24 protein-coding genes and 8 tRNA genes are annotated in these 25,749 nt (G+C 63.6%); 21 read left to right on the top strand and 11 right to left on the bottom strand.

What is annotated here, in order from left to right; translation table 11 throughout:
* The first annotated feature begins 100 nt into the window (after positions 1-100).
* Positions 101-1,288, top strand: coding sequence for a tetratricopeptide repeat protein (locus N0K08_RS17875; RefSeq protein ID WP_261501753.1), 1,188 nt, complete (start codon positions 101-103; stop codon positions 1,286-1,288).
* Here the strand turns inward: N0K08_RS17875 and N0K08_RS17870 are convergent, their stop codons facing one another.
* The 3 genes from N0K08_RS17870 to N0K08_RS17860 are packed head-to-tail and all read right to left on the bottom strand — an operon-like array spanning position 1,289 to position 4,555.
* Entirely contained in the window at positions 1,289-2,269 is a 981-nt protein-coding gene (locus N0K08_RS17870; RefSeq protein ID WP_261501752.1) for a Bug family tripartite tricarboxylate transporter substrate binding protein, read from the bottom strand.
* A 49-nt stretch (positions 2,270-2,318) separates the two neighbouring features.
* Positions 2,319-3,335 carry a hydroxymethylglutaryl-CoA lyase gene (locus tag N0K08_RS17865; protein ID WP_261501751.1) on the bottom strand — a complete coding sequence of 339 codons (1,017 nt, stop codon included), beginning with the start codon at positions 3,333-3,335 and terminating at the stop codon, positions 2,319-2,321.
* Positions 3,332-4,555, bottom strand: coding sequence for a CaiB/BaiF CoA transferase family protein (locus N0K08_RS17860; protein ID WP_261501750.1), 1,224 nt, complete (start codon positions 4,553-4,555; stop codon positions 3,332-3,334). Before N0K08_RS17860 ends, N0K08_RS17865 begins: the two co-directional genes overlap by 4 nt.
* A 199-nt stretch (positions 4,556-4,754) precedes the next feature.
* Here N0K08_RS17860 and N0K08_RS17855 point away from each other — a divergent pair, with 199 nt between their 5' ends.
* On the top strand, positions 4,755-5,639 hold the full coding sequence (locus N0K08_RS17855) for a LysR family transcriptional regulator (RefSeq protein ID WP_261501749.1): 885 nt from the start codon (positions 4,755-4,757) through the stop codon (positions 5,637-5,639).
* A 157-nt stretch (positions 5,640-5,796) separates the two neighbouring features.
* Complete coding sequence (locus N0K08_RS17850; protein WP_261501748.1) at positions 5,797-6,954, top strand: GGDEF domain-containing protein; 1,158 nt, start codon at positions 5,797-5,799, stop codon at positions 6,952-6,954.
* A gap of 33 nt (positions 6,955-6,987) precedes the next feature.
* Here the strand turns inward: N0K08_RS17850 and N0K08_RS17845 are convergent, their stop codons facing one another.
* The gene (locus tag N0K08_RS17845; RefSeq protein ID WP_261501747.1) at positions 6,988-7,524 is read right to left on the bottom strand and encodes a carboxymuconolactone decarboxylase family protein; all 537 of its coding nucleotides are present in this window, start codon (positions 7,522-7,524) and stop codon (positions 6,988-6,990) included.
* A 227-nt stretch (positions 7,525-7,751) separates the two neighbouring features.
* On the opposite strand from N0K08_RS17845, the gene N0K08_RS17840 reads away from it, so the two are divergent.
* Positions 7,752-8,903: a GGDEF domain-containing protein gene (locus N0K08_RS17840; protein WP_261501746.1), complete on the top strand. Its 1,152-nt coding sequence runs from the start codon at positions 7,752-7,754 to the stop codon at positions 8,901-8,903.
* A 283-nt stretch (positions 8,904-9,186) separates the two neighbouring features.
* Here the strand turns inward: N0K08_RS17840 and argG are convergent, their stop codons facing one another.
* The 4 genes from argG to N0K08_RS17820 form a co-directional block, all read right to left on the bottom strand.
* Entirely contained in the window at positions 9,187-10,524 is a 1,338-nt protein-coding gene (argG, locus tag N0K08_RS17835) for an argininosuccinate synthase (protein ID WP_261501745.1), read from the bottom strand.
* Between the two features lie 45 nt (positions 10,525-10,569).
* Entirely contained in the window at positions 10,570-10,887 is a 318-nt protein-coding gene (ppnP, locus tag N0K08_RS17830; RefSeq protein WP_261501744.1) for a pyrimidine/purine nucleoside phosphorylase, read from the bottom strand.
* A gap of 164 nt (positions 10,888-11,051) precedes the next feature.
* Positions 11,052-11,777, bottom strand: a complete 726-nt coding sequence (locus tag N0K08_RS17825) for a glycine zipper 2TM domain-containing protein (RefSeq protein WP_261501743.1) — start codon at positions 11,775-11,777, stop codon at positions 11,052-11,054.
* A 148-nt stretch (positions 11,778-11,925) separates the two neighbouring features.
* Entirely contained in the window at positions 11,926-12,270 is a 345-nt protein-coding gene (locus N0K08_RS17820; protein WP_261501742.1) for an ArsC family reductase, read from the bottom strand.
* A 59-nt stretch (positions 12,271-12,329) separates the two neighbouring features.
* Between N0K08_RS17820 and folC the strand changes: the two genes are divergently transcribed.
* The 14 genes from folC (at position 12,330) to N0K08_RS17750 (ending at position 20,584) form a co-directional block, all read left to right on the top strand.
* A complete protein-coding gene (folC, locus tag N0K08_RS17815; protein WP_261501741.1) occupies positions 12,330-13,655 on the top strand; it encodes a bifunctional tetrahydrofolate synthase/dihydrofolate synthase in 1,326 nt (441 codons plus the stop codon).
* A 22-nt stretch (positions 13,656-13,677) separates the two neighbouring features.
* Positions 13,678-14,550 (top strand): SPOR domain-containing protein, encoded by an 873-nt coding sequence (locus N0K08_RS17810; protein WP_261501740.1) that lies wholly within the window; start codon positions 13,678-13,680, stop codon positions 14,548-14,550.
* A 41-nt stretch (positions 14,551-14,591) separates the two neighbouring features.
* Positions 14,592-15,083: a CvpA family protein gene (locus N0K08_RS17805; RefSeq protein ID WP_261501739.1), complete on the top strand. Its 492-nt coding sequence runs from the start codon at positions 14,592-14,594 to the stop codon at positions 15,081-15,083.
* Positions 15,084-15,156: 73 nt separating this feature from the next.
* Positions 15,157-16,665 (top strand): amidophosphoribosyltransferase, encoded by a 1,509-nt coding sequence (gene purF / locus N0K08_RS17800; protein WP_261501738.1) that lies wholly within the window; start codon positions 15,157-15,159, stop codon positions 16,663-16,665.
* 198 nt (positions 16,666-16,863) lie between these two features.
* The gene (locus N0K08_RS17795) at positions 16,864-18,078 is read left to right on the top strand and encodes an O-succinylhomoserine sulfhydrylase (RefSeq protein ID WP_261501737.1); all 1,215 of its coding nucleotides are present in this window, start codon (positions 16,864-16,866) and stop codon (positions 18,076-18,078) included.
* Positions 18,075-19,478, top strand: coding sequence for a glutamate--tRNA ligase (gene gltX / locus N0K08_RS17790; RefSeq protein WP_261501736.1), 1,404 nt, complete (start codon positions 18,075-18,077; stop codon positions 19,476-19,478). The genes N0K08_RS17795 and gltX overlap by 4 nt, the downstream gene beginning before the upstream one ends.
* 62 nt (positions 19,479-19,540) lie before the next feature.
* Positions 19,541-19,616: transfer RNA gene (locus N0K08_RS17785), tRNA-Ala, on the top strand.
* Between the two features lie 34 nt (positions 19,617-19,650).
* Positions 19,651-19,726, top strand: a tRNA-Glu gene (locus N0K08_RS17780).
* Between the two features lie 57 nt (positions 19,727-19,783).
* Positions 19,784-19,860, top strand: a tRNA-Asp gene (locus N0K08_RS17775).
* 37 nt (positions 19,861-19,897) lie between these two features.
* A tRNA-Ala gene (locus N0K08_RS17770) sits at positions 19,898-19,973 on the top strand.
* Between the two features lie 29 nt (positions 19,974-20,002).
* Positions 20,003-20,078, top strand: a tRNA-Glu gene (locus N0K08_RS17765).
* A 49-nt stretch (positions 20,079-20,127) separates the two neighbouring features.
* A tRNA-Asp gene (locus N0K08_RS17760) sits at positions 20,128-20,204 on the top strand.
* Between the two features lie 178 nt (positions 20,205-20,382).
* Positions 20,383-20,458 (top strand) — tRNA-Glu (locus N0K08_RS17755).
* A 49-nt stretch (positions 20,459-20,507) separates the two neighbouring features.
* A tRNA-Asp gene (locus N0K08_RS17750) sits at positions 20,508-20,584 on the top strand.
* Positions 20,585-20,901: 317 nt separating this feature from the next.
* On the opposite strand, the gene N0K08_RS17745 is transcribed toward N0K08_RS17750, so the two are convergent.
* Positions 20,902-21,660 (bottom strand): 3-hydroxyacyl-CoA dehydrogenase, encoded by a 759-nt coding sequence (locus tag N0K08_RS17745; protein ID WP_261501735.1) that lies wholly within the window; start codon positions 21,658-21,660, stop codon positions 20,902-20,904.
* A gap of 20 nt (positions 21,661-21,680) precedes the next feature.
* On the opposite strand from N0K08_RS17745, the gene N0K08_RS17740 reads away from it, so the two are divergent.
* On the top strand, positions 21,681-21,815 hold the full coding sequence (locus N0K08_RS17740) for a hypothetical protein (RefSeq protein ID WP_261501734.1): 135 nt from the start codon (positions 21,681-21,683) through the stop codon (positions 21,813-21,815).
* On the opposite strand, the gene N0K08_RS17735 is transcribed toward N0K08_RS17740, so the two are convergent.
* The gene (locus N0K08_RS17735) at positions 21,808-22,857 is read right to left on the bottom strand and encodes an extracellular solute-binding protein (protein WP_261501733.1); all 1,050 of its coding nucleotides are present in this window, start codon (positions 22,855-22,857) and stop codon (positions 21,808-21,810) included. The genes N0K08_RS17740 and N0K08_RS17735 overlap by 8 nt on opposite strands.
* A gap of 263 nt (positions 22,858-23,120) precedes the next feature.
* Positions 23,121-23,666 (bottom strand): phasin family protein, encoded by a 546-nt coding sequence (locus N0K08_RS17730; protein ID WP_261501732.1) that lies wholly within the window; start codon positions 23,664-23,666, stop codon positions 23,121-23,123.
* Positions 23,667-23,913: 247 nt separating this feature from the next.
* On the opposite strand from N0K08_RS17730, the gene N0K08_RS17725 reads away from it, so the two are divergent.
* Both N0K08_RS17725 and pncB read left to right on the top strand, forming a co-directional pair.
* Positions 23,914-24,399: an acyl-CoA thioesterase gene (locus N0K08_RS17725; protein WP_261501731.1), complete on the top strand. Its 486-nt coding sequence runs from the start codon at positions 23,914-23,916 to the stop codon at positions 24,397-24,399.
* A gap of 130 nt (positions 24,400-24,529) precedes the next feature.
* Entirely contained in the window at positions 24,530-25,738 is a 1,209-nt protein-coding gene (gene pncB / locus N0K08_RS17720) for a nicotinate phosphoribosyltransferase (RefSeq protein ID WP_261501730.1), read from the top strand.
* Positions 25,739-25,749: the final 11 nt, after the last annotated feature.

Here is a 25,749-nt window from a genome sequence, read left to right as displayed (position 1 = left end):
GCACGCTTTCTCTTCTTCTCTTTCTTTCCCGGACCACGCCGCCGAGCCCAGGTTTGATCTCCTCAAACGCTGTGCAAACCGTCCGCACCCCATCCCCCGTATGAAACACTCCCTGCATCGCCTGTTGAACACGCTTTTGATCGCCACGCCACTGGGCCTGGCGGCCCTGCCCGCCGCCGCAGGCTGGGACGAAGGCCTCGCGGCCTACAACGCGCAGAATTTTCCGCTCGCCCTGAAGGAGTTCCAGGCGCTGGCCGACCAGGGCGATGCCCGCGCGCAACTCAAGCTGGGCATCATGTACGACCATGGCCGGGGCCTTGCCAAGAGCGCCGCCGACGCCGCGCGCTGGTACCTCCAGGCCGCCGCACAAGGCGATGTCACCGCGCAGAACAACCTGGCCGTGCTCTACAGTGAAGGCGACGGCGTTCCCAAGGACGAGGCGCTGGCCGCCGCCTGGTACCGCAAGGCCGCCGATCAGGGCTTTGCCAGCGCGCAGTTCAACCTGGGCCTGATCTACCAGAAGGGCCAAGGCGTGGCGCAGGATGAGCGGCTGGCCGCCCAATGGTTTCGCAAGGCGGCCGAGCAGGGCCACCGGGGTGCGCAATTCAACCTGGGCGTGATGCTGGACGAAGGCCTGGGCATGGCCAAGGACGAGGCCCAGGCGGTGCACTGGTACCGCAAGGCGGCCGAGCAAGGACAGCGCGACGCGCAGAACAACCTGGCCATGATGCTGGAGGAGGGGCGCGGCGTGGCGCCCAATGCGCAGGAGGCGGTCGACTGGTATCGCAAATCGGCGCTGCAGGGCACGCACAGCGCGCAGTTCAATCTGGGCATAGCCTACGACCAGGGACAGGGCGTGGCCGTGGACAAGCGCGAAGCCGCGAAGTGGTACCTGCAGGCCGCGAAGGGCGGGAATGTGAATGCCCAGTTCAATCTCGGCCTGATGTATGCCGGCGGCCAGGGCATTCCCCAGGACCAGGCCCAATCGCTGCACTGGTACGGCCAAGCCGCGGAGCAGGGCGATGCGGGCGCGCTGCAGAACCTGGGCGGTATCTACAGCAAGGCCCTGGGCGTGCCCCGCAACCGCGTGGTGGCCTATGCGCTGTACGACGCGGCGGCGGCACGCGACCCGTCGGCCGAGAACTTCGCGCCAGGCCTGCGCGACAAGCTGATCAAGTTTCTCAACCCGACCGAGCTGGCGCAGGCCAAAGCCCTGGGCCAGTCCCTGCGCAGCCCGGACGCGCCGGTGCTGCAAACCATCAGCGAGCAACTGGCGCGCAAGCGCTGATCACTCCGCCTGGATGTTGGCTTCCTTCACCACTTTGGCCCACATGTCCCAGTCGCGCTTGACCATGGCGCCCAGCGCCTTGCCGTCCTTGAAGTCGGCGGTCGCGCCCTGATCCAAGGCTTTCTTCTGGAAAGCGGCATCGCCCAGCATGGTGCGCACATCGGCTTCGAGCTTGCGCACGATGGCATTGGGGGTCTTGGCGGGCGCAAACAGCGCAAACCACGAAGTGGCGTTCACGCCGGGAAGGCCTGCTTCCGCCGTGGTGGGCACGTTGGCCAGGCTGGGCAGGCGCTCCTTGCCGGTCACCGCCAGCACCTTGAGCTTGCCGGCCTGGATATGGGGCATGAACGGCGGCGCGGTGCCGAAGGTCAGATCCACCTGGCCGCTGAGCAAGTCCTGCAATGCCGGGCCCGTGCCCTTGTACGGCACGTGCACCATGCGCACGCCCGCGGCTTGTTCCAGCTGCACGCCGGTCACGTGCTGCAGCGAGCCGTTGCCCGAAGAGGCGTAGTTCAGCTTCATCGGGTTGGCCTTGGCGTAGGCCACGAGTTCCTGCATGTTGTTCACGGGCAGATCACGGCGCACCACCACGATTTGCGGGGCGGACAGGACATTGGCCACGGGCACGAAGTCGGCCAGCTCCCAGGGGCTCTTGGCCAGATGGGGCGAGATCACGTGAAAGCCCGAATACTGCATCAGCAAGGTATAGCCGTCGGCTTCGGCGCGCTTGACCTGTGCTGCCGCGATGTTGCCGTTGCCGCCGCCCTTGTTCTCCACGACGATGGTTTGTCCCAGCGCCGGGCCCAAGGCCTGCGCCGTCATGCGGGCGGCCAGATCGGTGGTGCCTCCGGCGGATGCCGGCACCACCATGTTGATGGACTTGCTGGGGTAGTCGGTGCGCGCGGCGGCAGTGCCGGCCAGGCCCAGGGCCAGGCCGGTCGCCAGCGCGAGCTGGGCAAATTGTTTACGCGTCATTGTCATTGGTGTCTCCTTCGATTTTGTAATGGGCCAAGCCCTTGTAGTGGGGGCCTCAAAGCCCCTGTTCTGTCGCCTGCAGCCGCTCCTGCGCGCGCGCTCGAACCTCTTGCAGCGATGCGGGCGCGGGGTGCAATTGGTGCACCGTGCCGGCCTTGACGATCGCACTGGGAATGTCGTGGCCGATCTGCGCCGGCAGGCCCGCGGCCACCTGCGTCAGCGCCGCCAGGTCCACACCGGTGTCATAGCCCATGAGCTGCAGCGCATGCACCAGCTCCTCCGTGCAGGCATTGCCACTGGCGCCTGGCGCGTAAGGGCAGCCGCCCAGGCCGCCCACCGACGCGTCAAACCGGTCCGCCCCGGCAGCGATGGCCGCCAGCACATTGGCCAGGGCCATGGCGCGCGTGTCGTGGAAATGCAAGGTCAGCGTGGTCTGCGGCCAGCGGCGCTTGAACGCCGCCACCAGGGCATGCACCTGCGCCGGATGGGCCATGCCCGTGGTGTCGCACAAGGTGATGCCTTGCACGCCCAGGGCGATGAAGCGCTGCGCCCAGTCGAGCACGACTTCGGCCGGCACATCGCCTTCCATGGGGCAGCCGAAGCTGCACGACAGCGAGACGTTGACGGCCACCTGGCCCTGCTGTGCGACGGCAATCACCTCCTGCAGGCCGGCAAAGGACTGCACGCGCAACATGCGCAGATTGCACAGGTTATGCGTTTCGCTGACCGACATCACGAGGTTCAACTCATCCGCGCCGGCGCACATCGCGCGCTCGGCGCCTTTGACGTTGGGCACCAGGCAGGTCATCACGGTGCCGGGTGGGCGTTCAATGCCGCGCAGCACCAGCTCCGCATCGGCCAGCGCGGGAATCGCCGTGGGCGACACAAAGGCCGTCACTTCCACCTTGGCCATGCCGGCGTTGGACAAGGCATTGACCATGGCAATCTTCTGCGCCGTGGGCACAAACACTTTTTCCATTTGCAGGCCGTCGCGCGGGCCGACTTCCTGGAGGTAGATGCGCCGGCCCGCGCCGTTCCAGACCTGGGCCGCAGCTACGCCGGTCGCGGTCATTGGATCACCCCCTGTGCGCGCAGCGTGGCAATCTGCTCGGGGCCCAGGCCCATGCCGGCCAGCACCGCGTCGGTGTCGTCGCCCAGCTGGGGCGCGCTGGAGCGGATCGTGCCCGGCGTGGCCGACAGCTTGGGCACGATGCCCGGCACTTCGAGGCTGTAGCCGTCGCGCGTTTGCTGCTGCAGGATCATGTCGCGCGCCCGGTAGTGCGGGTCTTCGCAAATGTCTTTCGCGGTGTAGACGCGGCCTGCGGGCACGCGGGCCGCTCCCAGTTGCTCCAGCACGTCGGCGATGCTGCGGGTTTGCGTCCAGGCGCCGATCGCGGCGTCGATTTCCTGCACGCGCGCCACGCGCCCGGCGTTGCTGGCGAGATCGGGGGTGTTGCCCAGGTCTTCGCGGCCGATGGTCTGCATCAGGCGCTTGAAGATGCTGTCGCCATTGCCCGCGACCAGCACCCAGCCGTCGGCGCAGGGGTAGGCGTTGGATGGCGCAATGCCTGGCAAGGCGCTGCCGGCCGCTTCGCGCACCGCGCCAAAGGCGCTGTACTCGGGAATCAGGCTTTCCATGACGTTGAACACGGCTTCGTGCAGCGCCACATCGATCACCTGGCCTTTGCCGCCATGGGCCTTGCGGTGGTAGAGCGCCGTGAGCACGCCGATGGTGCCGTGCAGGGCCGCCAGGGTGTCGCCGATCGACACGCCCACGCGCACCGGCACGCGTCCGGGCTCGCCCGTGAGATGGCGCAGGCCGCCCATGGCTTCGCCGACCACGCCAAAACCGGGCAGATCGCGGTAGGGGCCGGTCTGGCCGTAGCCGGAGATGCGCAAGATGATCAGGCCGGGGTTGATGGCATGCAGCTCATCGGGCGACATGCCCCAGCCCTCGAGCGTGCCGGGGCGGAAGTTCTCGATCAGCACGTCCGCTTCCTTGAGCAGCTGGCGCGCCAGGTCCTGGCCTTGGGGCTGGCGCAGATCCAGGGCCACCGATTTCTTGTTGCGCGACTGCACCTGCCACCACACGGAAGTGCCGTCCTTGATCATGCGCCAGTTGCGCAGGGGATCGCCGTCCCCGGGCGCTTCGATCTTGATCACATCGGCGCCAAACTCGCCCAAGGTCTTGCCGGCGAAAGGGCCGGCGATGAGTTGCCCCATCTCGATCACGCGCACGCCCGCGAGTGCGCCAGCGTCCAATGTAGGCAGGTGTTCCAGAGTTTCTTGCATTCGTTTCTTCTCTCTTCGCAGCGCAGATGTCGCAGCGTGAAGTGGGCCATGATGCAAAAGTGCGCCCGTTGCGCAAAACGCTGATTCACGTTGCTGCCATCGCATTTCGGCATAGCTGCGAAAAAATTCAGTAGATACCCTTGGTAAAAAAAGCCGAGAACGCGAGTGCATTGCATTTTTGGCAAAGCAAAATGCCAGGATGCGACTTGATCCCACCTCTTTGCGCCTGTTCGTCGCCGTCATGGAAGAGCAGGCCATTGCCCGCGCCGCGGTGCGTGAGCACATTGCCACCTCGGCCGCCAGCCGCCGCCTGGCGGAGCTGGAGACGCAGCTGAAAGTGCGCCTGTTCGAGCGCAGCAACCGCGGCATCGCGCCCACGCCGGCCGCCTACACCTTGCTGGGCATGGCGCGCAGCGTGCTCGGCGAGATGGACGGCATCGCGCGGCAGATGCGCGAGTACGGCAGCGGCATGCGCGGCCATGTGCGCATGGTGGCCAACATCTCGGCGATCACGCAGTTCCTGCCCGCGCAGCTGCAGGGCTTCATGACGCAGCACCCCGAAGTGCAGGTGCATCTGCAGGAGAAGATCAGCAGCGAGATCGCGCTGGCGGTGGCACAGAACACGGCCGATTTCGGCATCCTGAACGCAGGCCGCTATGGCGGTGACCTGTCCTATCTGCCTTACCGTCAGGACGAGTTGATCCTGATCGCCCCGCATGGCCACCCGCTGACGCAGGAGGAGCAAGTGGACATGCAGCAGGCGCTGGCCTATGACTTTGTGGGCGCGCATCCTGGCAGCGCCATCAACGCCATGCTCACGCGCAGCGCCGCGCAGCTGGACATGCCCTTGAAGCTGCGCATCCAGGTGACCAGTTACGACGCCTTGTGCCTGATGGTCGCCGCCGGCCTGGGCGTGGGCGTGTTGCCGCGCCAGAGCGCGGCCTTGTATGCAGGCACGCTGGCCATCACCGCGGTGCGCTTGAACGAAGCCTGGGCCCAGCGCCAGTTGCTGCTGTGCATGCGTTCCCTGGATGCCCTGCCGCCCGTCGCCCGGGCGCTGGTGGAGCATCTGGTGCGGCCTTGAGGGCGCTGCAAAAGCGGGTTCGTGTGGACGTCCATCGCGCATGCGGGCGCGGGTCAGCCGGCGGAAAAAATTCGGGTGTTTGCACGGCGGAAGCTACACTTTGCGCTCTCTCGGTGGCGTTTTCCCTGGCAGACCGTAAGTTTTCCCTACCTTTTCCGTGCCTTCTGATCCCTATTTCGCGCTGATCGTGCCAGCCTGTTCGTTGCTGTTGGGCGTGGCATTGATTGCCTGCTGGACAGCCATGCGCCAGCAGCGCTATCTGCTGTGGATTGCGGCCGGCTTCATCGTGGTGGCGTTCCCCTTGGGGGCGCAAAGCCTGATGAGCAATAACCAGTTGCCGAACTGGGCAGTCCTGGCGGGTGCGCTCTACCTGGGCAGTGTTTGGGCGATTTCGCGGGGCATGGCCGAGCGCTACGGAGGCACGGCGCATCCCCGGGTGGCGCTGCTGATTGCTGCCGTGACGCTGGCGCTGCTTTACTACTTCTCCGCAGTCTCGGACAAGTTGTGGCTGCGCATCCTGATCTTGAACGCCGGGATGTTTCTGCTGCGCGTGCTGCCCGTCCGGAGCATTCTTCGCCGGGCAGTCTTCACCAATGGTTTGGAGCGCTTGCTGTGGGCCAGCTATCTGCTGCTGGTTGCGAACTCCGTGGTTCGCCCGCTGGCCATCATCATCCTGATGCCCGCGGAGCACATGGGTGAGCTGACGCAGTCGGGATTGTGGCGGGCCATGCTGGCGGTCAATATGCTGATCGGCCTGGCTTATGTGCTGACGCTGCTGGCATCTTCCGTACGGAATATTTTGCAGACCTTGCGCAACGAGCGCGACCACGATGCGTTGACCTGTCTGCTCAATCGCCGCTCCTTTTGGGAGTCTGCGCAGCAGTGCCTGCACGGCCCCAGGCCGCCGGGCTGGGCGCTGCTGGTGTGCGATGTCGACCATTTCAAGGCGGTCAACGATGCCTGGGGGCACGCTGCCGGCGACCGGGTATTGCAGATCGTGGGACAGACCCTGCTGCAGCAGGTCCGGCAGGAGGACCTGGTGGCCCGCTTTGGTGGCGAGGAGTTTGTGGTGCTGCTGCGCTGCGCCAATGTGTCGGACGCCGCAGGCGTGGCAGAGCGCATGCGACGGCAGCTTGCCCAAACCCATTGCCATGCCATCAAGGGCGCGGTCACGGCCAGTTTCGGCGTGGCCTGGGTGCTTTCCTTCCAGGATTTGCCGCAAGCGCTGGAGCGTGCCGATGGCTTGCTCTACCAGGCCAAGAAGTCGGGTCGCAATCAGGTGATCTACGACGTCCAGGCCATTGGCCGCCTTTGAGTGGCGGCCGCCGCCCGGCGGCAGTCTTGCGGGTCAGGCAATGGCTGGGAAGTCCAGGGTCGTATCGTTGATGCGGTTGACCAGGTTGGTGAACGTGATCGATGAGATCACGAGTGCGATTTCTATCACCTGGCGCTCGCTGTAGCCGGCCGTTCGCAGCGCTTTCAGCGCGGCGGCAGGCAGGGTGCCGCGTGTGGTGACCAACTGGTGGACGAAATGCACCAAGGCATCCCGCTTGGCGTCGCCGGTCGAGGCGTTGGCCCGAATCTGTTTCATGGCCTCAGGCGTGAGTCCGGCGAGCTTGCCCATGAGCGTGTGCGCGGCAAGACAATAGTCGCAACCCGCGGCTTCGCTGACCGCCAGCTTGATGGCTTCGATATCGCTTTTCGACAGCGAACCCTTGGCGATCGTCGCTTCCGTGACGAGCATGCTGGCCAGTGCATCCGGGCTGTGGCTGCCTATCGTGGCATAGGCGTTGGGCACCTTGCCAGCCGCTTTCTTGATATTGCCGAACAATTCGGCGGCGGCACCGGTCGCTTCGGCGGGCTGGATCATGGAAAGACGAGACATGGCTGAGCTCCTTGGATAAAGGGGGGGCAACAAGCGCCTTGCAGCGTGTGTGGAAGAATACGCCAGCGCTCCAGATTTCCCTATGCTGCTGGAGCCTATTTCATGCGCCATGGTTTGCCGTGGCGGTTCTGATCCATCCGTGGCCATGTAGAAAATGACGCCCGCCAGGCGGCCCTTGCACTTCGCGCCGTCTCGGTGGTGCATCGCCAGTCTTCCCTGCCTCCACCGTGCCTGCTGATCAATATTTCGCGCTGATTGTGCCGGCTTGCTCCTTGCTGCTTGGCTCGGCATTGATTGCCTGCTGGACGGCCATGCGCGAGCAGCGCTATCTGCTGTGGATTGCTGCGGGCTATATCGTGCCGGCCTTCCCTTTGGCGGCGCAAAGCTTGATGGGCAATGCGCAGTTGGCGGACTGGGCGGTCCTGGCCGGTGCTTTTTATCTGGCGGGTGCCTGGGCGATTTCACGGGGCATGGCCGATCGCTATGGGGGCAGGGCGCATCCAGGGCTGGCGGCGGGGATTGCGGCCGTCACGCTGGCACTGCTTTACTACTTCTCCCAGGTACTGGACCAGCTGTGGCTGCGCATGCTGATCCTCAACGCGGGCATGTTTGGAATCCAGGTGCTGCCGGTTCGCAGCATTCTTCGCGTGGCGGCCTTCAGCCATCGCCTGGAGCGCTGGCTGTGGGGCAGCTATCTGCTGCTGATCGCATACACCTTGATCCGCGCCATGGTGGTCGCCGCTTTGCTGCCGGCGGCGCATATGGATGAGCTGACGCGCTCGGGATGGTGGGTGCTGATGCTGGCCGCGAACATGGTGATCAGCCTGGGATATCTGCTGATCCTGCTGGCCTGCACGGTGCGGGAGACCTTGCAGACCTTGCGCAACGAGCGTGACCGCGATGCATTGACCGGTCTATTGAACCGGCGCTCCTTTGTGGAGTCTGCGCAGCAGCGCCTGCGCGGCCCCAAGTCGCCGGGCTGGGCGCTGCTGGTGTGCGATGTCGACCATTTCAAGGCGGTCAACGATGCCTGGGGCCACGCTGCCGGAGACCAGGTCCTGCACACGGTGGGGCAGACTCTGCAGCAGCAGGTGAGGGAGGATGATCTGGTGGCCCGCTTTGGTGGCGAGGAGTTTGTCGTGCTGCTGCGCTGCGCCGATATGTCGGTTGCCGCCAGCGTGGCGGAGCGCATGCGAAGGCAGCTGTCCCACACCCATTGCAGCGCCATTGCGGGGGCGGTCACGGCCAGTTTCGGTGTGGCCTGGGTGGCGTGCTTCCAGGACCTGGCGCAAGCGCTGGAGCGTGCCGATGCCTTGCTCTACCAGGCGAAGAAGTCGGGGCGCAATCAGGTGGTGTGCGACGGCCAAGCCCTGTCATGACAGGTCGACGTTCCAGAGCGACGATCAGGGCGCGGGCGCAGGCCCATGGGCGCCGTCCTGGTACTCCATGAACTTGCGCCATGCCATGGGGTCCTCCTTTGCGTTGGACGACGGTGCTGTGCACAGTCAGGAACGAGGCAGGAGCGCCAGGGGGACCGTGCGCTTCTTGCTGGGGCATTTCCATCTGGGATGGCTGTGAAGCTCAAACCCCAATCTTCGCCGCATGAAAAAAGCCACGCCTATCTCGCGATGGCGTGGCTTTTTCATGCCCTCAGGCGCGGGCTCAGGACTTGTCGGTGCCCAGTTGGGGCAGTGCCGAGTTGCTGCCCATGGACAGCAGGCCGGCCTTGGCGTAGATCGCCAGCTTGTCGCGCGTGTCCATCAGGTCCAGGTTGCGCATGGTCAGCTGGCCGATGCGGTCCGCGGGCGAGAAGGGCGCGTCTTCGACTTTTTCCATCGACAGGCGCTCGGGCTGGTACGTCAGGTTGGACGACTCGGTGTTGAGCAGCGAGTAGTCGTTGCCGCGGCGCAGTTCCAGCGTCACGGTGCCGGTGATGGCGCGGGCCACCCAGCGCTGGGCGGTTTCGCGCAGCATGATGGCCTGGGGGTCGAACCAGCGGCCCTGGTACAGCAGACGGCCCAGGCGCAGACCGTTGATGCGGTACTGCTCGATGGTGTCTTCGTTGTGGATGCCGGTCACCAGACGCTCGTAGGCGATGTGCAGCAAGGCCATGCCCGGGGCTTCGTAGATGCCGCGGCTCTTGGCTTCGATGATGCGGTTCTCGATCTGGTCGCTCATGCCCAGGCCGTGGCGGCCGCCGATGCGGTTGGCTTCGAGGAACAGTTCCACGGGGTCTTCAATGCGCTTGCCATTGAGGGCCACGGGACGGCCTTCCTCGAAGGTCACCGAAACTTCCTCGGCCTTGACTTCGACTTCAGGCTTCCAGAATGCCACGCCCATGATGGGGTTCACGATGTGCATGCCGCTGGACAGCAGTTCCAGGTCCTTGGCTTCGTGCGTTGCGCCCAGCATGTTGGAGTCGGTCGAGTAGGCCTTTTCGGCGCTCATCTTGTAGCCGAAACCTTCCTTGGTCATGAAGGCCGACATTTCGGCGCGACCGCCGAGTTCGTCGATGAAGGCCTGGTCCAGCCAGGGCTTGTAGATGCGCAGCGCGGGGTTGGTCAGCAGACCGTAGCGGTAGAAGCGCTCGATGTCGTTGCCCTTGAAAGTCGAGCCGTCGCCCCAGATGTGGACGTCGTCGGCCTTCATGGCGGCCACCAGCATGGTGCCGGTCACGGCACGGCCCAGGGGCGTGGTGTTGAAATAGGTGATGCCGCCGGTGGAGATATGGAAAGCGCCGGCCTGGATGGCGGCAATGCCTTCATTGGCCAGCTGGGTGCGGCAGTCGATCAGACGGGCCTGCTCGGCGCCGTATTCCATGGCCTTGCGGGGAATTTCGTCGTAATCGGCTTCGTCGGGCTGGCCCAGATTGGCCGTGTAGGCGTAGGGCACGGCGCCCTTGTTCTTCATCCAGCGCAGCGCGGCGCTGGTGTCCAGGCCGCCGGAGAAGGCGATGCCGACTTTTTGGCCGACGGGGAGGTTTTTGAGAATGGTTTCCATATCAGTGCACTCTGGGTAAGAGAAAAAGGGACGCGGCCGCAAGGCTCAGGCGTAGTGACAGATGTAGTGGTAAGCCTCTGTCACGCGAATGTCGAACTTCGAATTCGCGGGAATGTGGAAGGACTCACCGGCCTGGGAGCTGAGCCATTGGTCGGTGCCGTCCAGGCGGTATTCGCAGGCGCCGCCCACGCATTCCATGATTTCAGCAGCAGCCGTGCCAAAAGTCAGCGTGGCGGGCAGGACCACGCCCACCGATTTCTTGGTGCCGTCGGCAAGGGTGAAGCTGTGGCTCACGCACTTGCCGTCAAAGTACACGTTGGCTTTGGTTGTGAGGGTAACGCCGGCGAAGATTTCGGTGGTCATGAAAAGCGCAGTCCGTGGAAGTGGGCAAAGGACTGATTTTAGGCCAGTCAGCTTGCCCCGTGCTGCATGCATGGACGTCGCCATGCAAAGCGCCCCGGCAAGCACAGCTCGCGGGGCGCTGGGTGGGGCCTCAGCCGCCGGATTTTCCGGTGTCAGGCCGGCATTCAACGACGCCAGCCGTGTGGGCGAGGGCGGTAACCATGGCCGTAGTAATAGCCACGGGGGCGGAATGCATAGTGCGCGCCGGCGGCAATCGTGGCGCCAATCAGGATTGGCGCGATGTAGTCGGAAGCGCGGTAGCCCGAGTCCACGGGGTAGGTGTAGACGGGCTGGGGCGTGGCATAGGTGACCGGTGGCAAGGCCTGGGCAGGATAGCCTTCGCTGCTGTAGTAGCCGGGGTTGTAGGCGGGAGCGTAGCTGGGCGCCTGGGCCGGCTGCACGCTCAGCGCAATCCAGTCGCCCGGAGGGGTGGCGGTGCGCGTCGTGTACTGGCGACCGGCGTACTCATAGACCACGTCGTAGCCCACGGCCTGGTTGCGGTAGAAATTCTGGGTGGTGCAGCGGCGCACGGTTTCGTAGCCCACGCTGCCATTGCCTTCAAGCTGGTTGCCCAGCATGGCGCCGCCCACCAGGCCCGCGCCCGTGGCGGCTGCGCGGCCACCGCCGCTGCCGATGGCATTGCCCGCCAGTCCGCCGACCACGGCGCCCAGGACGGCGCCCGCGCCCGAGCTGCGCTGGCGCACGGGCACGGTTTCGTCCTGGCAGACCTGCTGCGGCACGGATACCTGCTGCTGCACCGGGGAAACGGACAGCACGCGGCCTTGTTCCTGGGCCATTGCAGCGCCGGTAGACAAGGCGGCTGCAGCCCCGATCCAGATCATGTTCTTCATGGCTTTCGCTCCTTTGTGGCCGAAGACGCTCACGCCCAGGCCGTAAGAGAAAGTGTAGGGGTGGTCGGTGAACCGTGTGAGCCAGGTGGGTAAACGGATGTAAAAAAATGTATTCCTACGCCATCCACGCAACGCCTGGCCGGCACTTTTAGCTGCGCGCCGCCCAGTCCTCGGCTTTGAAGCCGACACTGATGCTGCCGTCGGACCATTCGACCACGGGGCGCTTGATGAGGCTGGGCTGGGCCGTGACCAGTGCGCTGGCGCTGGCAGCGTCGGTGACGCCTGCCTGGGTGGCCGCATCGAGCTTGCGCCAGGTCGTACCCTGGCGGTTGACGATTTTTTCCCAGCCCAGGGCCTCTACCCAGCGAGCCAGGTGCTCGGGCGGAACGCCCTGCTTCTTGAAATCATGGAACTGGTAGTCCTGGCCGTGGGCGGTGAGCCACAGGCGGGCTTTCTTGACGGTGTCGCAGTTGGGAATGCCAAAAACAATCATGGGGGATACTCGCAGTGAAGCCTATGAATTTGCCGCCGCTGGGCGACAATGCGCGCAGTATGCACACCACATTCCCCACTCTGGAAGCATGGCTCTCGTATTGTGAGCGCTTGCACCCCCAAAACATCGCCATGGGCCTGGATCGCGTGCGCGAAGTGGCCCAGCGCCTGGAACTGCGTTTTGACTGCCCGGTGATCACCGTGGCCGGCACCAATGGCAAGGGCTCGACCTGCGCCATGCTGGAAGCCGTGGCCTTGCAGTCCGGCTACAAGCCCGGGGTCTATACCTCGCCGCACCTGGTGCATTTTGAGGAGCGTTGCCGCATTGGCGGTGAAATCGCCAGCGCCGAGCAGTTGATGGGCAGCTTTGAAGCGGTCGAGGCTGCGCGCGTTCAGGGCGGCAAGGAAGTGCAGCTGACCTATTTCGAATTCACCACGCTGGGCATCATGCATTTGCTCAGCCGCTCGGGCCTGGACGTGGCCATTTTGGAAGTCGGCCTGGGCGGGCGCCTGGATGCGACGAACGTGATCGACACCGACTGCGCCATCATCACCAGCATCGACATCGACCATGCCGAGCTGCTGGGCAAGGACCGCGAAACCATTGGCCGCGAAAAGGCCGGCATCATGCGTCCCGGCCGTCCGGTGATCGTCAGCGATCCGGTCGCGCCGCAAAGCGTGATCGACCATGCCAACGAGATCGGCGCGCAGCTGTGGAAGTTCGGCGAGGACTTCAATTTCTCCGGCGACAAGCAGCAATGGGGCTGGGCCGGCCGTGGGCGCCGCTATTCGGGCCTGGCCTATCCCGCGCTGCGTGGCGCGAACCAGCTGGTCAATGCCTCGGGCGCGCTGGCCGCATTCGAAGCCTTGCGCGAGCGCTTGCCGGTCACGGCCCAGGCCGTGCGCACGGGCATGGCCATGGTCGAGCTGCCCGGGCGTTTCCAGATCGTGCCCGGCCAGCCGACGCTGGTGCTCGATGTGGCGCACAACCCGCATTCGGTGGCGGCCTTGACCGCCAACCTCGACGCCATGGGCTTTTTCCCCACGACCCATGCGGTTTTTGGCGCCATGTCCGACAAGGACCTCGCACCGATGTTCGCCAAGGTCGGCCCGCTAATCGATCGCTGGTACTTCTGTGACCTGCCCACGCCGCGTGCCGATACGGCCGTTAGCCTGCAGCAGAAATGGAATGCCGTGCAAATGGTGGCGGGTGGACGGCGCGAAGCGGCCACCAGCCTGCATGCGACTCCCGAGTTGGCCTTGCAGGCCGCCGTGGCGGCAGCGGACCCCGCTGATAGAATCGTGGTCTTTGGTTCGTTTTATACGGTAGGTGGTGTGCTGCTCCATGGCACACCGCGCCTGCAAGCCAAACATTTGGGCGAATAAGCCCCGCACGAGTCCGCACTTCATGGCATTTTTCAAGTTTTCTTGGCCTGGCAAGGCTGCTGACAAGTCCGCCCCACGTTCCCGCTCGGCGCAGGTCGAGAGCGTGGATGTGATGCGCAGCCGCGCACGCCACCGGTTGATCGGCGCTGCCGTGCTGGTGCTGGTCGGCGTGGTGGGTTTTCCGCTGCTGTTCGACACCCAGCCCCGGCCCATTCCCGTCGATGTCCCGATTGAAATTCCCGACCGCGGCCATGTGGCACCGCTGGTAGTGCCTGGCGCCGGTGCCGCGGCGGCGCGGGAGTCCGCTCCCTTGACGCCCGAGTCCTCGCTGGACAAGGGCGAAGAGGTGTTCGAGCCCCAGCAGCGTCCTGCAGTCGCCGCGACGCCTGGCCCCGTGCTCACGCCGCCGGCCATGGTGCCGCCGCTGCCGCAAGTGGCGGCGCGGCCCGATCCGGTCAAAGTGGAGCCGCCCAAGCCCAAGGTCGAAGCGCCCAAGCCCAAGGTGGAAGCACCCAAGCCCAAGCCTGAACCGAAGCCCGAGCCCAAGCCCGAGCCGAAACCAGAAAAACACGAAGCCAAACCCGAGCCCAAGCCGGCCAAGGTCGATGACGCGGCGCGCGCGCGCGCCCTGCTCGAAGGCCGTCCAGCGGCGGCTGAAACCACGGCTGAACGCATGGTGGTCCAGGTTGGCGCTTTCAGCGATGCCGACAAGGCGCGAGAAATCCGCGCCAAGCTCGAGGGCGCGGGCCTCAAGGCCTATACCCAGGTGGTCACGACCAAGGATGGCCAGCGCACTCGGGTGCGCGTGGGCCCGTACAACAGCCGCGCCGAAGCCGACAAGGCAGCGGGGCGGATCAAGGGCCTGGGTTTGCCGGCCTCGGTGATCAAGCCCTGATGCCAGTGGTGGCATTGGGGTCGCAAACGGCGGGTGCTTGAATGACCGCTGTGGACTGGTTTTTTCTGGCGGTGGTGCTGGGTTCGTTTCTGCTCGGCGCCTGGCGCGGACTGGTATATGAACTGCTGTCGCTGGTAGGGTGGTTGGTGGCTTTTGTCGCCGCGCGCTACTGGGCTGAGAATATGGCCTTGTGGCTGCCTTTGGGCGATATCGATGGGTCTGTGCGCTATGCCGCGGGCTTTGTCGTGGTGTTCATCGGGGCGGCATTTGCCTGGGGGCTGCTGTCCTGGCTCGCCAAGCGCTTGATCGACGGCGTCGGCTTGCGGCCTGTGGACCGCACGCTGGGAGCGGTGTTCGGCCTGCTGCGTGGTTGTCTGCTGGTGCTGGTAGTGACCCTGGTGGTCGGCTACACGCCTTTGCAGCAAGCGGATGGCTGGCAGCAATCGCTGATTGCGCCAGTGCTGAGCGGCTTGCTGCAGGAGTGGATGCCGGCGCTGCCGCAGGAATTGGGAAGGTATTTGCCTTCAAGATAAGGGCAGGGTGGCTCCAGAAGGGCGGCCTTGCAAGAATGGCGGGACTTTTCCCGCGGATGGATGGAACGCAACTATGTGTGGAATCGTCGGTGTAGTCAGCACTGCACCCGTGAATCAGCTGATCTATGACGCGCTGCTGCTGCTGCAGCACCGCGGTCAGGATGCAGCGGGCATCGTGACCCAGCAGGAACGCAAGTTCTTCATGCACAAGGCCAAGGGCATGGTGCGCGACGTGTTCCGCACGCGCAATATGCGGGCACTGCCTGGCAATATTGGCCTGGGACAGGTGCGTTACCCAACAGCCGGCAATGCGGCCAGCGAAGAAGAGGCCCAGCCTTTCTACGTCAACGCGCCGTTCGGCATTGTCATGGTGCACAACGGCAACCTGACCAATGCCAAGGCGCTGCGCGCGGAACTCGCCGACACGGACCATCGCCATACCAACACGGACAGCGACTCGGAAGTGCTGCTGAACGTGCTGGCCCATGAGCTGGCCCGTGCCACGAGCGGCGCGCCGCTCAAGAGCGTGGACGTGTTCAAGGCGGTGCGCGCAGTGCACAGCCGCGTCAAGGGTTCGTATGCGGTGATCGCACTGATCGCCGGCTACGGCCTGCTGGCGTTCCGTGACCCCTACGGCATTCGCCCGCTGTGCATGGGCCGCGGCGCTGACGGCACCATCATGCTGGGCAGCGAGTCCGTGGCCCTGGAAGGCACGCTGCACACGCTGGACCGCGACATCGCTCCCGGCGAAGCCGTGTTCATCTCCACCGACGGCACGGTGCAGTTCGAGCAGTGCTCCGACAAGAGCGAGCTGCACCCCTGCATTTTCGAATACGTCTACCTGGCCCGTCCGGACTCGGTGATGGACGGTATTTCCGTCTACCAGGCGCGTCTGAACCTGGGTGAATCGCTGGCCAAGCGCGTGATCTCCACCGTGCCGCCGAGCCAGATCGACGTGATCATGCCGATTCCGGAATCGAGCCGTCCGAGCGCCATGCAGCTTGCCCAGTTGCTGGGCCTGCCGTACCGCGAAGGCTTCGTCAAGAACCGCTATGTGGGTCGCACCTTCATCATGCCCGGCCAGGGCGCGCGCAAGAAGTCGGTGCGCCAGAAGCTCAACGCCATCGGCAGCGAGTTCAAGGGCCGCAACGTGCTGCTGGTGGATGACTCCATCGTGCGCGGTACGACGTCCAAGGAAATCGTGCAGATGGCCCGCGATGCCGGCGCCAGCAAGGTCTATCTGGCCAGCGCCGCGCCGCCAGTGCGCTTCCCCAACGTCTACGGCATCGACATGCCCACCAAGAGCGAGCTGGTCGCCCACGATCGCACGGTGGAAGAAATTCGCCAGGTGATCGGCTGCGACGCGCTGATTTACCAGGACGTGGACGGCATGAAGAAGGCGATTGGTTCGCTGAACCCCGCCGTGAACGGCTTTGAAGCTTCGTGCTTTGACGGCGTGTACGTGACTGGCGACATTTCCGAAGGCGATATTGCCGCCCTCAATGCAGGCCGTACCGGTGTTGCCGAAGAAGGCGATGTAGACACTTCGCGCCTGTCGCTGCCCAACGCCCAGGACGCCTGAGCACCACAACGATTGCAAGCAGCGGTGCGCGCAGATCGCCTGTAAGCCAATGAAAAAGAGCTGAAAACGCGGGAGCGCCAGAGTTTCGAGGTAGATGCCTCGAAGCCTGGCGAGCCCAGCGGGTTTGGCTCATTTTTCTTTGTGCTGACGGCCGGCCCAGTGCCACTGCGCCTCCACTGGACAACCAGGAATTCAACCGTGACCGAACGATCCCTTCCCGACGGCCTGCACCCTGACACCCTCGCGGTGCGTGAAGCTGTGGAACGCAGCCAATGGGGCGAGCACAGCGAAGCGCTGTACCTCACCAGCAGCTTTGTGCAACCCGACGCCGCCACCGCCGCGCGGCGCTTCGCCAATGAAGAGCCGGGTTACACCTACAGCCGCACGTCCAACCCCACCGTGACCAGCTTCGAGCGGCGTCTGGCCTCCATGGAAGGCACGGAATCGGCAGTGGCGACCTCGACCGGCATGTCGGCCATCCTGCTGCTGGCGTTGACCATGCTCAAGGCGGGTGACCATGTGATCTGCTCGCAGTCCATGTTCGGCTCGACCATCAAGCTCATCGGCACCGAAATGGCGCGTTTTGGCGTGACCACCAGCTTCGTGTCGCAGACCGATGTGGCTGCCTGGCAGGCTGCGATCCGCCCCGAAACCCGTTTGCTGTTTGCCGAAACCCCGACCAATCCGCTGGGCGACCTGTGCGACATCGCGGCCCTGGCCGAGATCGCCCACGCCCATGGCGCGCTGCTGGCCGTGGACAACAGCTTTGCTTCGCCCGTGCTGCAGCAGCCCGTGAAGTTCGGCGCCGACCTGGTCGTGCATTCGGGCACCAAGCTGCTCGACGGCCAGGGCCGGGTCATGGCCGGCGCGGTCTGCGGCTCCAAGGCGCTGGTGGAAGACAAGATGGGCGCCTTCATGCGCGGCGGCGGGCTGAACCTGGCGCCGTTCAACGCCTGGGTGGTGCTCAAGGGCATGGAAACCCTGTCGCTGCGCGTCAAGGCCATGAGCGCGGCCGCGCTGGAACTGGCCCAGTGGCTGCGGACCCACCCCAAGGTGGCGCGTGTCTATTACGCCGGCCTGCCAGACCATCCCCAGTACGCGCTGGCCATGCGCCAGCAGTCGGGCATGGGCGGAGGTGTGTTGGCCTTTGACGTGGTCGGCTCGGACCCCGAAGCCTTGCGCGCCAATGCGTTCCATGTGATCGACAGCACCCGCGTGTGCAGCATCACGGCCAACCTCGGCGACGTGAAGACCACCATTACCCACCCGGCCAGCACTTCGCATGGCCGCCTGGCCGAAGATCAGCGCCTGGCCGCTGGCATCAGCCAGGGCCTGATCCGCCTGTCGGTCGGCCTGGAACATATTGAAGACATCAAGGCAGATCTCTGCCGTGGACTGGATACCCTGTCATGAGCAACAAAGTACGCACCCGTTTCGCCCCTTCGCCCACCGGTTTCATCCACCTGGGCAATATCCGCTCGGCCCTGTACCCCTGGGCTTTCGCACGTGCCCATGGCGGCGATTTCATCCTGCGCATCGAAGACACGGACGTGGAACGCTCCAACCAGGCGTCGGTCGACGTGATTCTGGAAAGCATGGAGTGGCTGCAGCTGACGCCTGACGAAGGCCCGTTCTATCAGATGCAGCGCATGGACCGCTATAAGGAAGTGCTGGCCCAGCTGCAGGAAAAAGGCCTGGTCTACCCTTGCTACATGAGCATGGAAGCACTGGACGCGCTGCGCGAGCAGCAGATGGCCAACAAGGAAAAGCCGCGCTATGACGGCACCTGGCGCCCCGAGCCGGGCAAGGTGCTGCCGCCCGTGCCCGAAGGCGTTCAGCCCGTGCTGCGCTTCAAGACGCCGCAGGGCGGGGTGGTGGCCTGGGAAGACAAGTGCAAGGGCCGCATCGAATTCCAGAACAGCGAACTCGATGACCTGGTGATCGCGCGCCCCGACGGCACGCCCACCTACAACTTCTGCGTTTGCGTCGACGACATGGACATGCAGATCACCCACGTGATCCGCGGTGACGACCATATCAACAACACGCCGCGCCAGATCCACATCTTCGAAGCGCTGGGCGCTCCGGAGCCGGTGTTTGCCCACCTGCCCACGGTGCTCAACGAGCAGGGCGAGAAGATGAGCAAGCGCAATGGCGCCAAGGCCGTGACGCAGTACCGTGACGAAGGCTATCTGGCCGACGCCATGGTCAACTACCTGGCCCGCCTGGGCTGGAGCCATGGCGATGATGAAATCTTCAGCCGCGCCCAATTCCTGGAGTGGTTCAATCTGGACCACCTGGGACGCAGCGCCGGCCAGTTCGACGAAGCCAAGCTGCGCTGGGTGAATGCCCAGCATTTGAAGGCCATGGACGACCAGGCCCTGGCCGTGCTGGTCAAGCCTTTCCTGGAAAAGCGCGGCATCGCTGCGGCCGAGCTCGATGCCGGCGACCAGCTGGTGCGCATTTGCGGCCTGTTCAAGGACCGCTGCGAAACCCTGGTGGCGCTGGCCGACTGGGCCCAGGTGTTCTACCGCGACGTCACGCCCAATGCCGAAGAGCATGCCAAGCATGTGACCGAAGCCGTGCAGCCGGCGATTGCCGCGCTGGCCGCGGCGCTGGCGGAATGCGAATGGACTCGTGAAGCGATCTCCGCAGCCTTCAAGGAAGTGCTCAAGGCACAGGGCTTGAAGATGCCGCAATTGGCCATGCCCGTGCGCGTGCTGACGGTGGGCTCAGCCCACACGCCATCGGTCGATGCAGTGCTTGAATTGCTCGGTCGTGAAAAAATTGCTGCGAGATTGCAAAAGGTCTAAAAACCTGTCTATAATTCGAGTCTTCAACGACACACAGCAAGAAATTGATTGTGTTGTCAAGAGGGGGTATAGCTCAGCTGGGAGAGCGCTTGCATGGCATGCAAGAGGTCATCGGTTCGATCCCGTTTACCTCCACCAAAAAAAGTTGAAGACGGACTAGTTCCAAGGTTTTGACCCTATCGTCTAGAGGCCTAGGACATCACCCTTTCACGGTGAGTACCGGGGTTCGAATCCCCGTAGGGTCGCCAAGTTTGAAGCACTTGGGTTTTGCAAATTTATTTGCTCAATCACAAAGCTTTCTGCCAGGAGTGGTAGTTCAGTTGGTTAGAATACCGGCCTGTCACGCCGGGGGTCGCGGGTTCGAGTCCCGTCCACTCCGCCACAGTTAAAGGGTTCATGCCTTACAGCACGGATCCATTGGGGGTATAGCTCAGCTGGGAGAGCGCTTGCATGGCATGCAAGAGGTCATCGGTTCGATCCCGTTTACCTCCACCAAAAATTGAGAACGGAAGTTCCAAGGCTACGACCCTATCGTCTAGAGGCCTAGGACATCACCCTTTCACGGTGAGTACCGGGGTTCGAATCCCCGTAGGGTCGCCAAGTTATAGCGCTTGGCCTGTATCAAGTACAGGCGCAAAGCTATCTACCAGGAGTGGTAGTTCAGTTGGTTAGAATACCGGCCTGTCACGCCGGGGGTCGCGGGTTCGAGTCCCGTCCACTCCGCCATAGTTTGAGGGTTGACGCTTGCGTTGATTTCGCTGATTGCGAAAAAGGCACTGTGTTCTGCGCAGTGCCTTTTTTCGTTAGGTATACAGCTCGGTTGGGAGAGCGCTTGCATGGCAGGCAAGAGGTCATCGCTTCGATGGCTTCCCCAGAGAAATGAGAACGGAAGTTCCAAGGTTTTGACCCTATCGTCTAGAGGCCTAGGACATCACCCTTTCACGGTGAGTACCGGGGTTCGAATCCCCGTAGGGTCGCCAAGTTATAGCGCTTGGCCTGTATCAAATACAGGCGCAAAGCTATCTACCAGGAGTGGTAGTTCAGTTGGTTAGAATACCGGCCTGTCACGCCGGGGGTCGCGGGTTCGAGTCCCGTCCACTCCGCCATGATTGTTGGTCAACGTCTGTGTTGATTCGGCTTTTACGAAAACGGCACTGTGCTTTGCGCAGTGCCGTTTTTCGTTGTGCGTAAAAAATGCTGAATGGTATTTGCCGCGGAAATAAGGCGGAGTGCTCGCCCGGGCATATTCGAAATACCCGGGCCATGCGGATTTTCTTTTGCGCCCCGAGTTTGGCGAAGGCGCAAAGTACCGCATTGGGCCGCTATTTCTCTTTCCCGCTGTGCCGCCGGCAATGCCCTAGCGCGGGATCGGTGTCACGCCTGCGCCAGCAGCCCTGCGCGGGCCCTGGCGCGCAGGCGCGCATCAGCGTGGTGCCAGGCGGATAGCGCCGTCGAGGCGTATGACTTCGCCGTTGAGCATGTCGTTTTCGAAGATATGGCGCGCCAGCTTGGCGTAATCCTCGGGCGTGCCCAGGCGGCTGGGGAAGGGCACGCCGGCAGCCAGCGCGTCCTGCACTTCCTGGGGCATGCCGAACAGCATGGGCGTGCCGAAGATGCCGGGAGCGATGGTCATGTTGCGGATGCCGTTGCGCGCCAGATCGCGGGCAATGGGCAAGGTCATGCCGACGATGCCGCCCTTGGACGCCGCATAGGCCGCCTGGCCGATCTGGCCGTCATAGGCCGCGACGCTGGCCGTGGAAATCATCACACCGCGCTCGCCCGTGGATTCGGGTTCGTTCTTGCTCATGGCCTCGGCGGCCAGGCGAATCATGTTGAAGCTGCCGATCAGGTTGACGGTGATGGTCTTGCTGAAAACGCCCAGCGAATGCGCGCCGCTCTTGCCCACGGTTTTCTCGGCCGGCGCGATGCCGGCGCAATTGACCAGACCCATCAGCTTGCCCAGCTGGGTGGCCTGCTCGACCACGGCCCGGGCGTCGGCTTCGTTGCTGACGTCGCAGTGTACAAAGCTGCCGCCTATGTCCTGGGCGACGGCGCGGCCCTTTTCGTCCTGCATGTCGGCAATCACCACCGTGCCGCCCTGGACTGCCAGCATGCGTGCCGTGCCTTCGCCCAAGCCTGATGCGCCACCCGTCACAATGAATACCTTGCCTGCGATGTCCATGGTTTGTCCCTTTGATTGACGTGAACGTAAACGTCAATTATGGCGACAAACAGGCGCTGCTGTCCTGCGCAAAGGCGGCAATGTGCGGCAAGAAGGCAAAAAAAAGCCCGGCCATGGGGCCGGGCTGTTGCGCTGTGCGCTGGCTTATCAGTTGAAACCGACGCGGTCCAGCATCTGCTGCACCTTGGTCATGTTCTTGCCCACAGCGCTGATCGGGATGGTTTCGCTCTTGAAGGGCTTGCCATTGGTCATTGCCTTGAGGGCAGGGTTGTCCAGCTGGATGCCCTTGGCGGCAGGCCACTCGTTGTTGCCGTTGGCAAAGTAGTTCTGCGCAGCAGGGCTGGCCAGGTATTCCAGGAACTTGACCGCATTGGCCTGGTTCTTGGTGTGGCGGGCGACGGCGCCGCCGGCAATGTTCATGTGCGTGCCCCAGGATTGCTGGTTGGGGAACACCACGCCGACCTTGTTGGCCACAGCCACTTCGTCGGGCTTGCTCGAACGGATCATGCGGGCCAGGTAGTAGCTGTTGGTGACGGCGATATCGCACTCACCCGAGGCCACGGCCTTGATCTGGTCGGTGTCGCCACCCTTGGGGGGACGCGCGAGGTTGGCGACCACGCCCTTGAGCCAGGTTTCAGCCTGTTGCTCGCCCATGTGCTCGGTGATGGCACCGAACAGGCTCAGGTTGTAGGGGTGCGAACCCGAGCGGATGCACAGCTTGCCCTTGAATTTGGGATCGGCGAGCGACTCGTAGGTCTGCACATCCTTGGGGTTGACCTTGATCTTGTTGTAGACGATCACGCGGGCCCGGGTGGACAGACCGAACCACGAAATGCCGCCGTCGGCAGCGGGTTGGCTGCGCAGGTTGCTGGGAATCGCGTCTTCCAGGGGCTTGGAGTGGATCGGCAGGAACAGGCCGTCGACTTCGCCGCGGTACAGGCGCGCGGCATCCACCAGCAGGATCACGTCGGCGGGCGACGAAGTGCCTTCGGCCTTGAGGCGTGCCAGGATGCCGGCGTCATCCGCGTCCACGCGGTTGACCTTGATGCCAGTGGCCTTGGTGAAGTTGTCGTAGAGCGCTTCGTCCGTGGCGTAGTGCCGGGCGGAGTAAAGGTTGACGACGCCATCGTCGGCAAAGGCTGCGCCTGCAGCAGCCAGTGTGCAGGCAGCGATCAAGGTATTGAGAATCTTCGGCATGGCAAAGCAGTGGTTGTGTGGAGTCCGTAGATGATACGTTAAACGCGAATTGTTCTCAATAATTTCAAGAGAATTTGGTCACTGCCGGCGTGCGGGCAAAAAAAAGCCCGGTCAAGGACCGGGCTAGAAAGGATCCAAGAAACAGGGTTTCGAGAGGATCCAAGGAGACAACTGGTGGTTTTGACTTTCGCCAAAACGATGGGTCTATTATGCGGGTATTCCCTGAATTTGTGCAGGGAATATCGCTAAAAACCTTGTGTCAATTAGTTACTTTGCGTGCTGGCCTTGACAGCCTCGCTCACGTTCTTGGTGGCAGCTTGCAGATTGGCCTGGGCCATGTCCGAAGCTTGCTTGACAGCCTTTTGCACCGATTCCACGGCGTTGTTGGCGGCCGAAACAGCATTCTTCATGACGCTCACAGCGGCTTCGGTGCCGGCGGGAGCATTCTTGGTCGTGCTGTCGATCAGGTCGCCGATGTCCTTTTGCACTTCGGCTGCGCGGGCTTCGACAGCCTGGGTGAGCTCAGCGCCCGTGCCGTTGGCGATGTCGAACAGGCTGCGGCTGTAAGCAGCGGTTTTTTCTGCCAGGGGCTGAAACCACTGGGCTTGCAGGGCCAGCAATTGCTGCGCATCCTTGACGCCCAGCAGCTGCTGGCTGTGGCTGGCGGCGTCCGACAGTGCGGCACGCGAGGCCGACACGTTCAGTTCGACCAGCTTTTCCACGCCGTCAAAAGCTTTTTGGGTCAGGCCGAACAAAGTCTCCAGGTTGGACTTGTGGGCGTTGAGGATGGTTTCAGGGGTCAGCGTCATGTAAATTCTCCTTGGGTGACGGTATTCATACCGGGCTTGCGAGATATCTGCGCTGAGTGACCCGAGGTCATGTTGCAGTGCAGCATGAGTGCGATTCTAGGCGGTCTTGGCGCAGATGCAAGCTTTTTGTTGCGCTGCAACAAATTTGCTGAAAAGGCGTGTCTGACATCCCCGTGACATGAAAGCGGCCAGGAATGCGGGTTGGCAGGGAGCGACAGCGCTGGGGCGGGTTGGCACAATCGTGGCCATGTCCGACGCTGTCTCCACCCCCACTTCCTCCCCGGCCGCCGTGCCATCCGTGGCCCGTGCCGCGCCGCAGCCGCGCTCGGCCTATCGGGCTTTTCGCAGCATTTCCACGCGCTGGGGGGACAACGACGTTTACGGTCACGTCAACAATGTCGTTTACTACAGCTGGTTTGACACCGCGGTGAACGCCCATTTGATAGAGCAGGGCGCGCTCGACATCGAGCATGGCACGACCATAGGCCTGGTGATCGAGACCCAGTGCAATTACTTTGCGCCCCTGGCGTTTCCGCAGACCGTCGAAGCCGGCATCCGCGTGGCGCGCGTGGGCAGCAGCAGCGTGCGCTACGAGGTGGGGCTGTTCGCGCAGGGTGAAGCAATGACGGCAGCGGCTGGGCACTTCATCCACGTCTATGTGGACAGAGTCACGCGCCGGCCCTGTGCCTTGCCGGCGCGCTTGCGCGAAGTGCTGCAGTTGCTGGCCGGGTGAACTCAGGGTGGTGCAAGCGCCCGTTCTCGCCGTGGACGGGCGGCTCTGGCAGGCCTGAAGGCACGATGGGATCGCCTACACTGTGGGTTGCCTGCCATTGCCAGCGAGGACCCTGTCCCTCGTCTCGCCCATGATCATTACCAGTTTGCTCGACACCGACCTGTACAAGTTCACCATGATGCAGGTGGTGCTGCACCAGTTTCCGAGCGCTCAGGTCGAATACCGTTTCAAGTGCCGCAACCCCGGCGTGGAACTGGCGCCCTATGTCGAGGAGATCCGCGAGGAAATCCGCTGCCTGTGCAGTCTGCAGTTCAGGGATGCGGAGCTGGCCTATCTGAGCAGCTTGCGTTTCATCAAAAGCGATTTCGTCGATTTCCTGGGGCTGTTTCGCCTCAATGAGAAATACATTGAAGTGACGGCCTTGCCCAGCGGCGAGATCGACATCACGATTCGCGGTCCCTGGCTGCACACCATCCTGTTCGAGATCCCGGTGCTGGCCATCGTCAACGAGGTGTATTTTCGCAATACCCAGCAAGTGCCGGACTTCCCCGAAGGGCGCCGGCGCCTGGAGGAAAAGATCGACCTACTGCAGGGCGAAGGCCTGGAGTCGCTGAAGATTGCCGACTACGGCACACGCCGGCGCTTTTCCCGGGCCTGGCACGAGGAAGTGCTGCGCGTGCTGTGCGCACGCCTGGGCACGGGCGAGGGGCGCGCGGGATCGGGTCGCCTCGCAGGCCAGTTCGCGGGCACCAGCAATGTCTTGTATGCGATGAAGCTGGGCGTGACGCCGCTGGGCACCTTGGCGCACGAGTACCTGCAGGCCTGCCAGGCGCTGGGGCCGCGGCTGCGCGACAGCCAGGTGTTCGGCTTCGAGTCCTGGGCGCGCGAGTACCGCGGCGACCTGGGCATTGCGCTGTCGGATGTCTACGGCATGACGGCCTTTCTGCGCGACTTCGACCTGTATTTCTGCAAGCTGTTCGACGGCGCGCGCCATGACAGCGGCGACCCGTTCAGCTGGGGCGAGCGCCTGCTCGAGCACTACCGCATCAATCGCGTGGATCCGCTGACCAAGACACTGATCTTCAGCGATGGACTGACGGTGCCGCGCACCATTGCGCTGTACCGGCGCTTCCACGGCCGCTGCCTGCTGGCTTTCGGCATAGGCACCAATCTGACCAACGACCTGGGCTACGAGCCGCTGCAGGTCGTGATCAAGATGACGCGCTGCAACGGCCAGCCCGTGGCCAAGCTGTCGGATTCGCCGGGCAAGAGCATGTGCGACGACGAGAAGTACCTGGCCTATCTGCGCCAGGTGTTTGACATTGCCCCGACGGCCTGAGCCGGCAGGCG

It is taken from the genome of Acidovorax bellezanensis, from assembly GCF_025421555.1.
Lineage (GTDB): Bacteria > Pseudomonadota > Gammaproteobacteria > Burkholderiales > Burkholderiaceae_C > Comamonas > Comamonas bellezanensis.
The sequence above is the reverse complement of the archived record's forward strand: the minus strand, read 5'-3'. Positions and strand labels throughout refer to the sequence as shown.

Bases quoted from the DNA above. Each gene is read 5' to 3' on its own strand.
- gltX (WP_261501736.1), top strand. From the start codon at position 18,075: ATGAGCAACAAAGTACGCACCCGTTTCGCCCCTTCGCCCACCGGTTTC.
- N0K08_RS17870 (WP_261501752.1), bottom strand. From the start codon at position 2,269: ATGACAATGACGCGTAAACAATTTGCCCAGCTCGCGCTGGCGACCGGC.
- N0K08_RS17860 (WP_261501750.1), bottom strand. From the start codon at position 4,555: ATGCAAGAAACTCTGGAACACCTGCCTACATTGGACGCTGGCGCACTC.
- N0K08_RS17805 (WP_261501739.1), top strand. From the start codon at position 14,592: ATGACCGCTGTGGACTGGTTTTTTCTGGCGGTGGTGCTGGGTTCGTTT.
- N0K08_RS17735 (WP_261501733.1), bottom strand. From the start codon at position 22,857: ATGCCGAAGATTCTCAATACCTTGATCGCTGCCTGCACACTGGCTGCT.
- argG (WP_261501745.1), bottom strand. From the start codon at position 10,524: ATGGAAACCATTCTCAAAAACCTCCCCGTCGGCCAAAAAGTCGGCATC.
- N0K08_RS17825 (WP_261501743.1), bottom strand. From the start codon at position 11,777: ATGAAGAACATGATCTGGATCGGGGCTGCAGCCGCCTTGTCTACCGGC.
- N0K08_RS17725 (WP_261501731.1), top strand. From the start codon at position 23,914: ATGTCCGACGCTGTCTCCACCCCCACTTCCTCCCCGGCCGCCGTGCCA.
- N0K08_RS17745 (WP_261501735.1), bottom strand. From the start codon at position 21,660: ATGGACATCGCAGGCAAGGTATTCATTGTGACGGGTGGCGCATCAGGC.
- N0K08_RS17855 (WP_261501749.1), top strand. From the start codon at position 4,755: ATGCGACTTGATCCCACCTCTTTGCGCCTGTTCGTCGCCGTCATGGAA.
- N0K08_RS17810 (WP_261501740.1), top strand. From the start codon at position 13,678: ATGGCATTTTTCAAGTTTTCTTGGCCTGGCAAGGCTGCTGACAAGTCC.
- N0K08_RS17820 (WP_261501742.1), bottom strand. From the start codon at position 12,270: ATGATTGTTTTTGGCATTCCCAACTGCGACACCGTCAAGAAAGCCCGC.
- N0K08_RS17875 (WP_261501753.1), top strand. From the start codon at position 101: ATGAAACACTCCCTGCATCGCCTGTTGAACACGCTTTTGATCGCCACG.
- N0K08_RS17730 (WP_261501732.1), bottom strand. From the start codon at position 23,666: ATGACGCTGACCCCTGAAACCATCCTCAACGCCCACAAGTCCAACCTG.
- N0K08_RS17845 (WP_261501747.1), bottom strand. From the start codon at position 7,524: ATGTCTCGTCTTTCCATGATCCAGCCCGCCGAAGCGACCGGTGCCGCC.
- purF (WP_261501738.1), top strand. From the start codon at position 15,157: ATGTGTGGAATCGTCGGTGTAGTCAGCACTGCACCCGTGAATCAGCTG.
- N0K08_RS17865 (WP_261501751.1), bottom strand. From the start codon at position 3,335: ATGACCGCGACCGGCGTAGCTGCGGCCCAGGTCTGGAACGGCGCGGGC.
- folC (WP_261501741.1), top strand. From the start codon at position 12,330: ATGCACACCACATTCCCCACTCTGGAAGCATGGCTCTCGTATTGTGAG.
- ppnP (WP_261501744.1), bottom strand. From the start codon at position 10,887: ATGACCACCGAAATCTTCGCCGGCGTTACCCTCACAACCAAAGCCAAC.
- pncB (WP_261501730.1), top strand. From the start codon at position 24,530: ATGATCATTACCAGTTTGCTCGACACCGACCTGTACAAGTTCACCATG.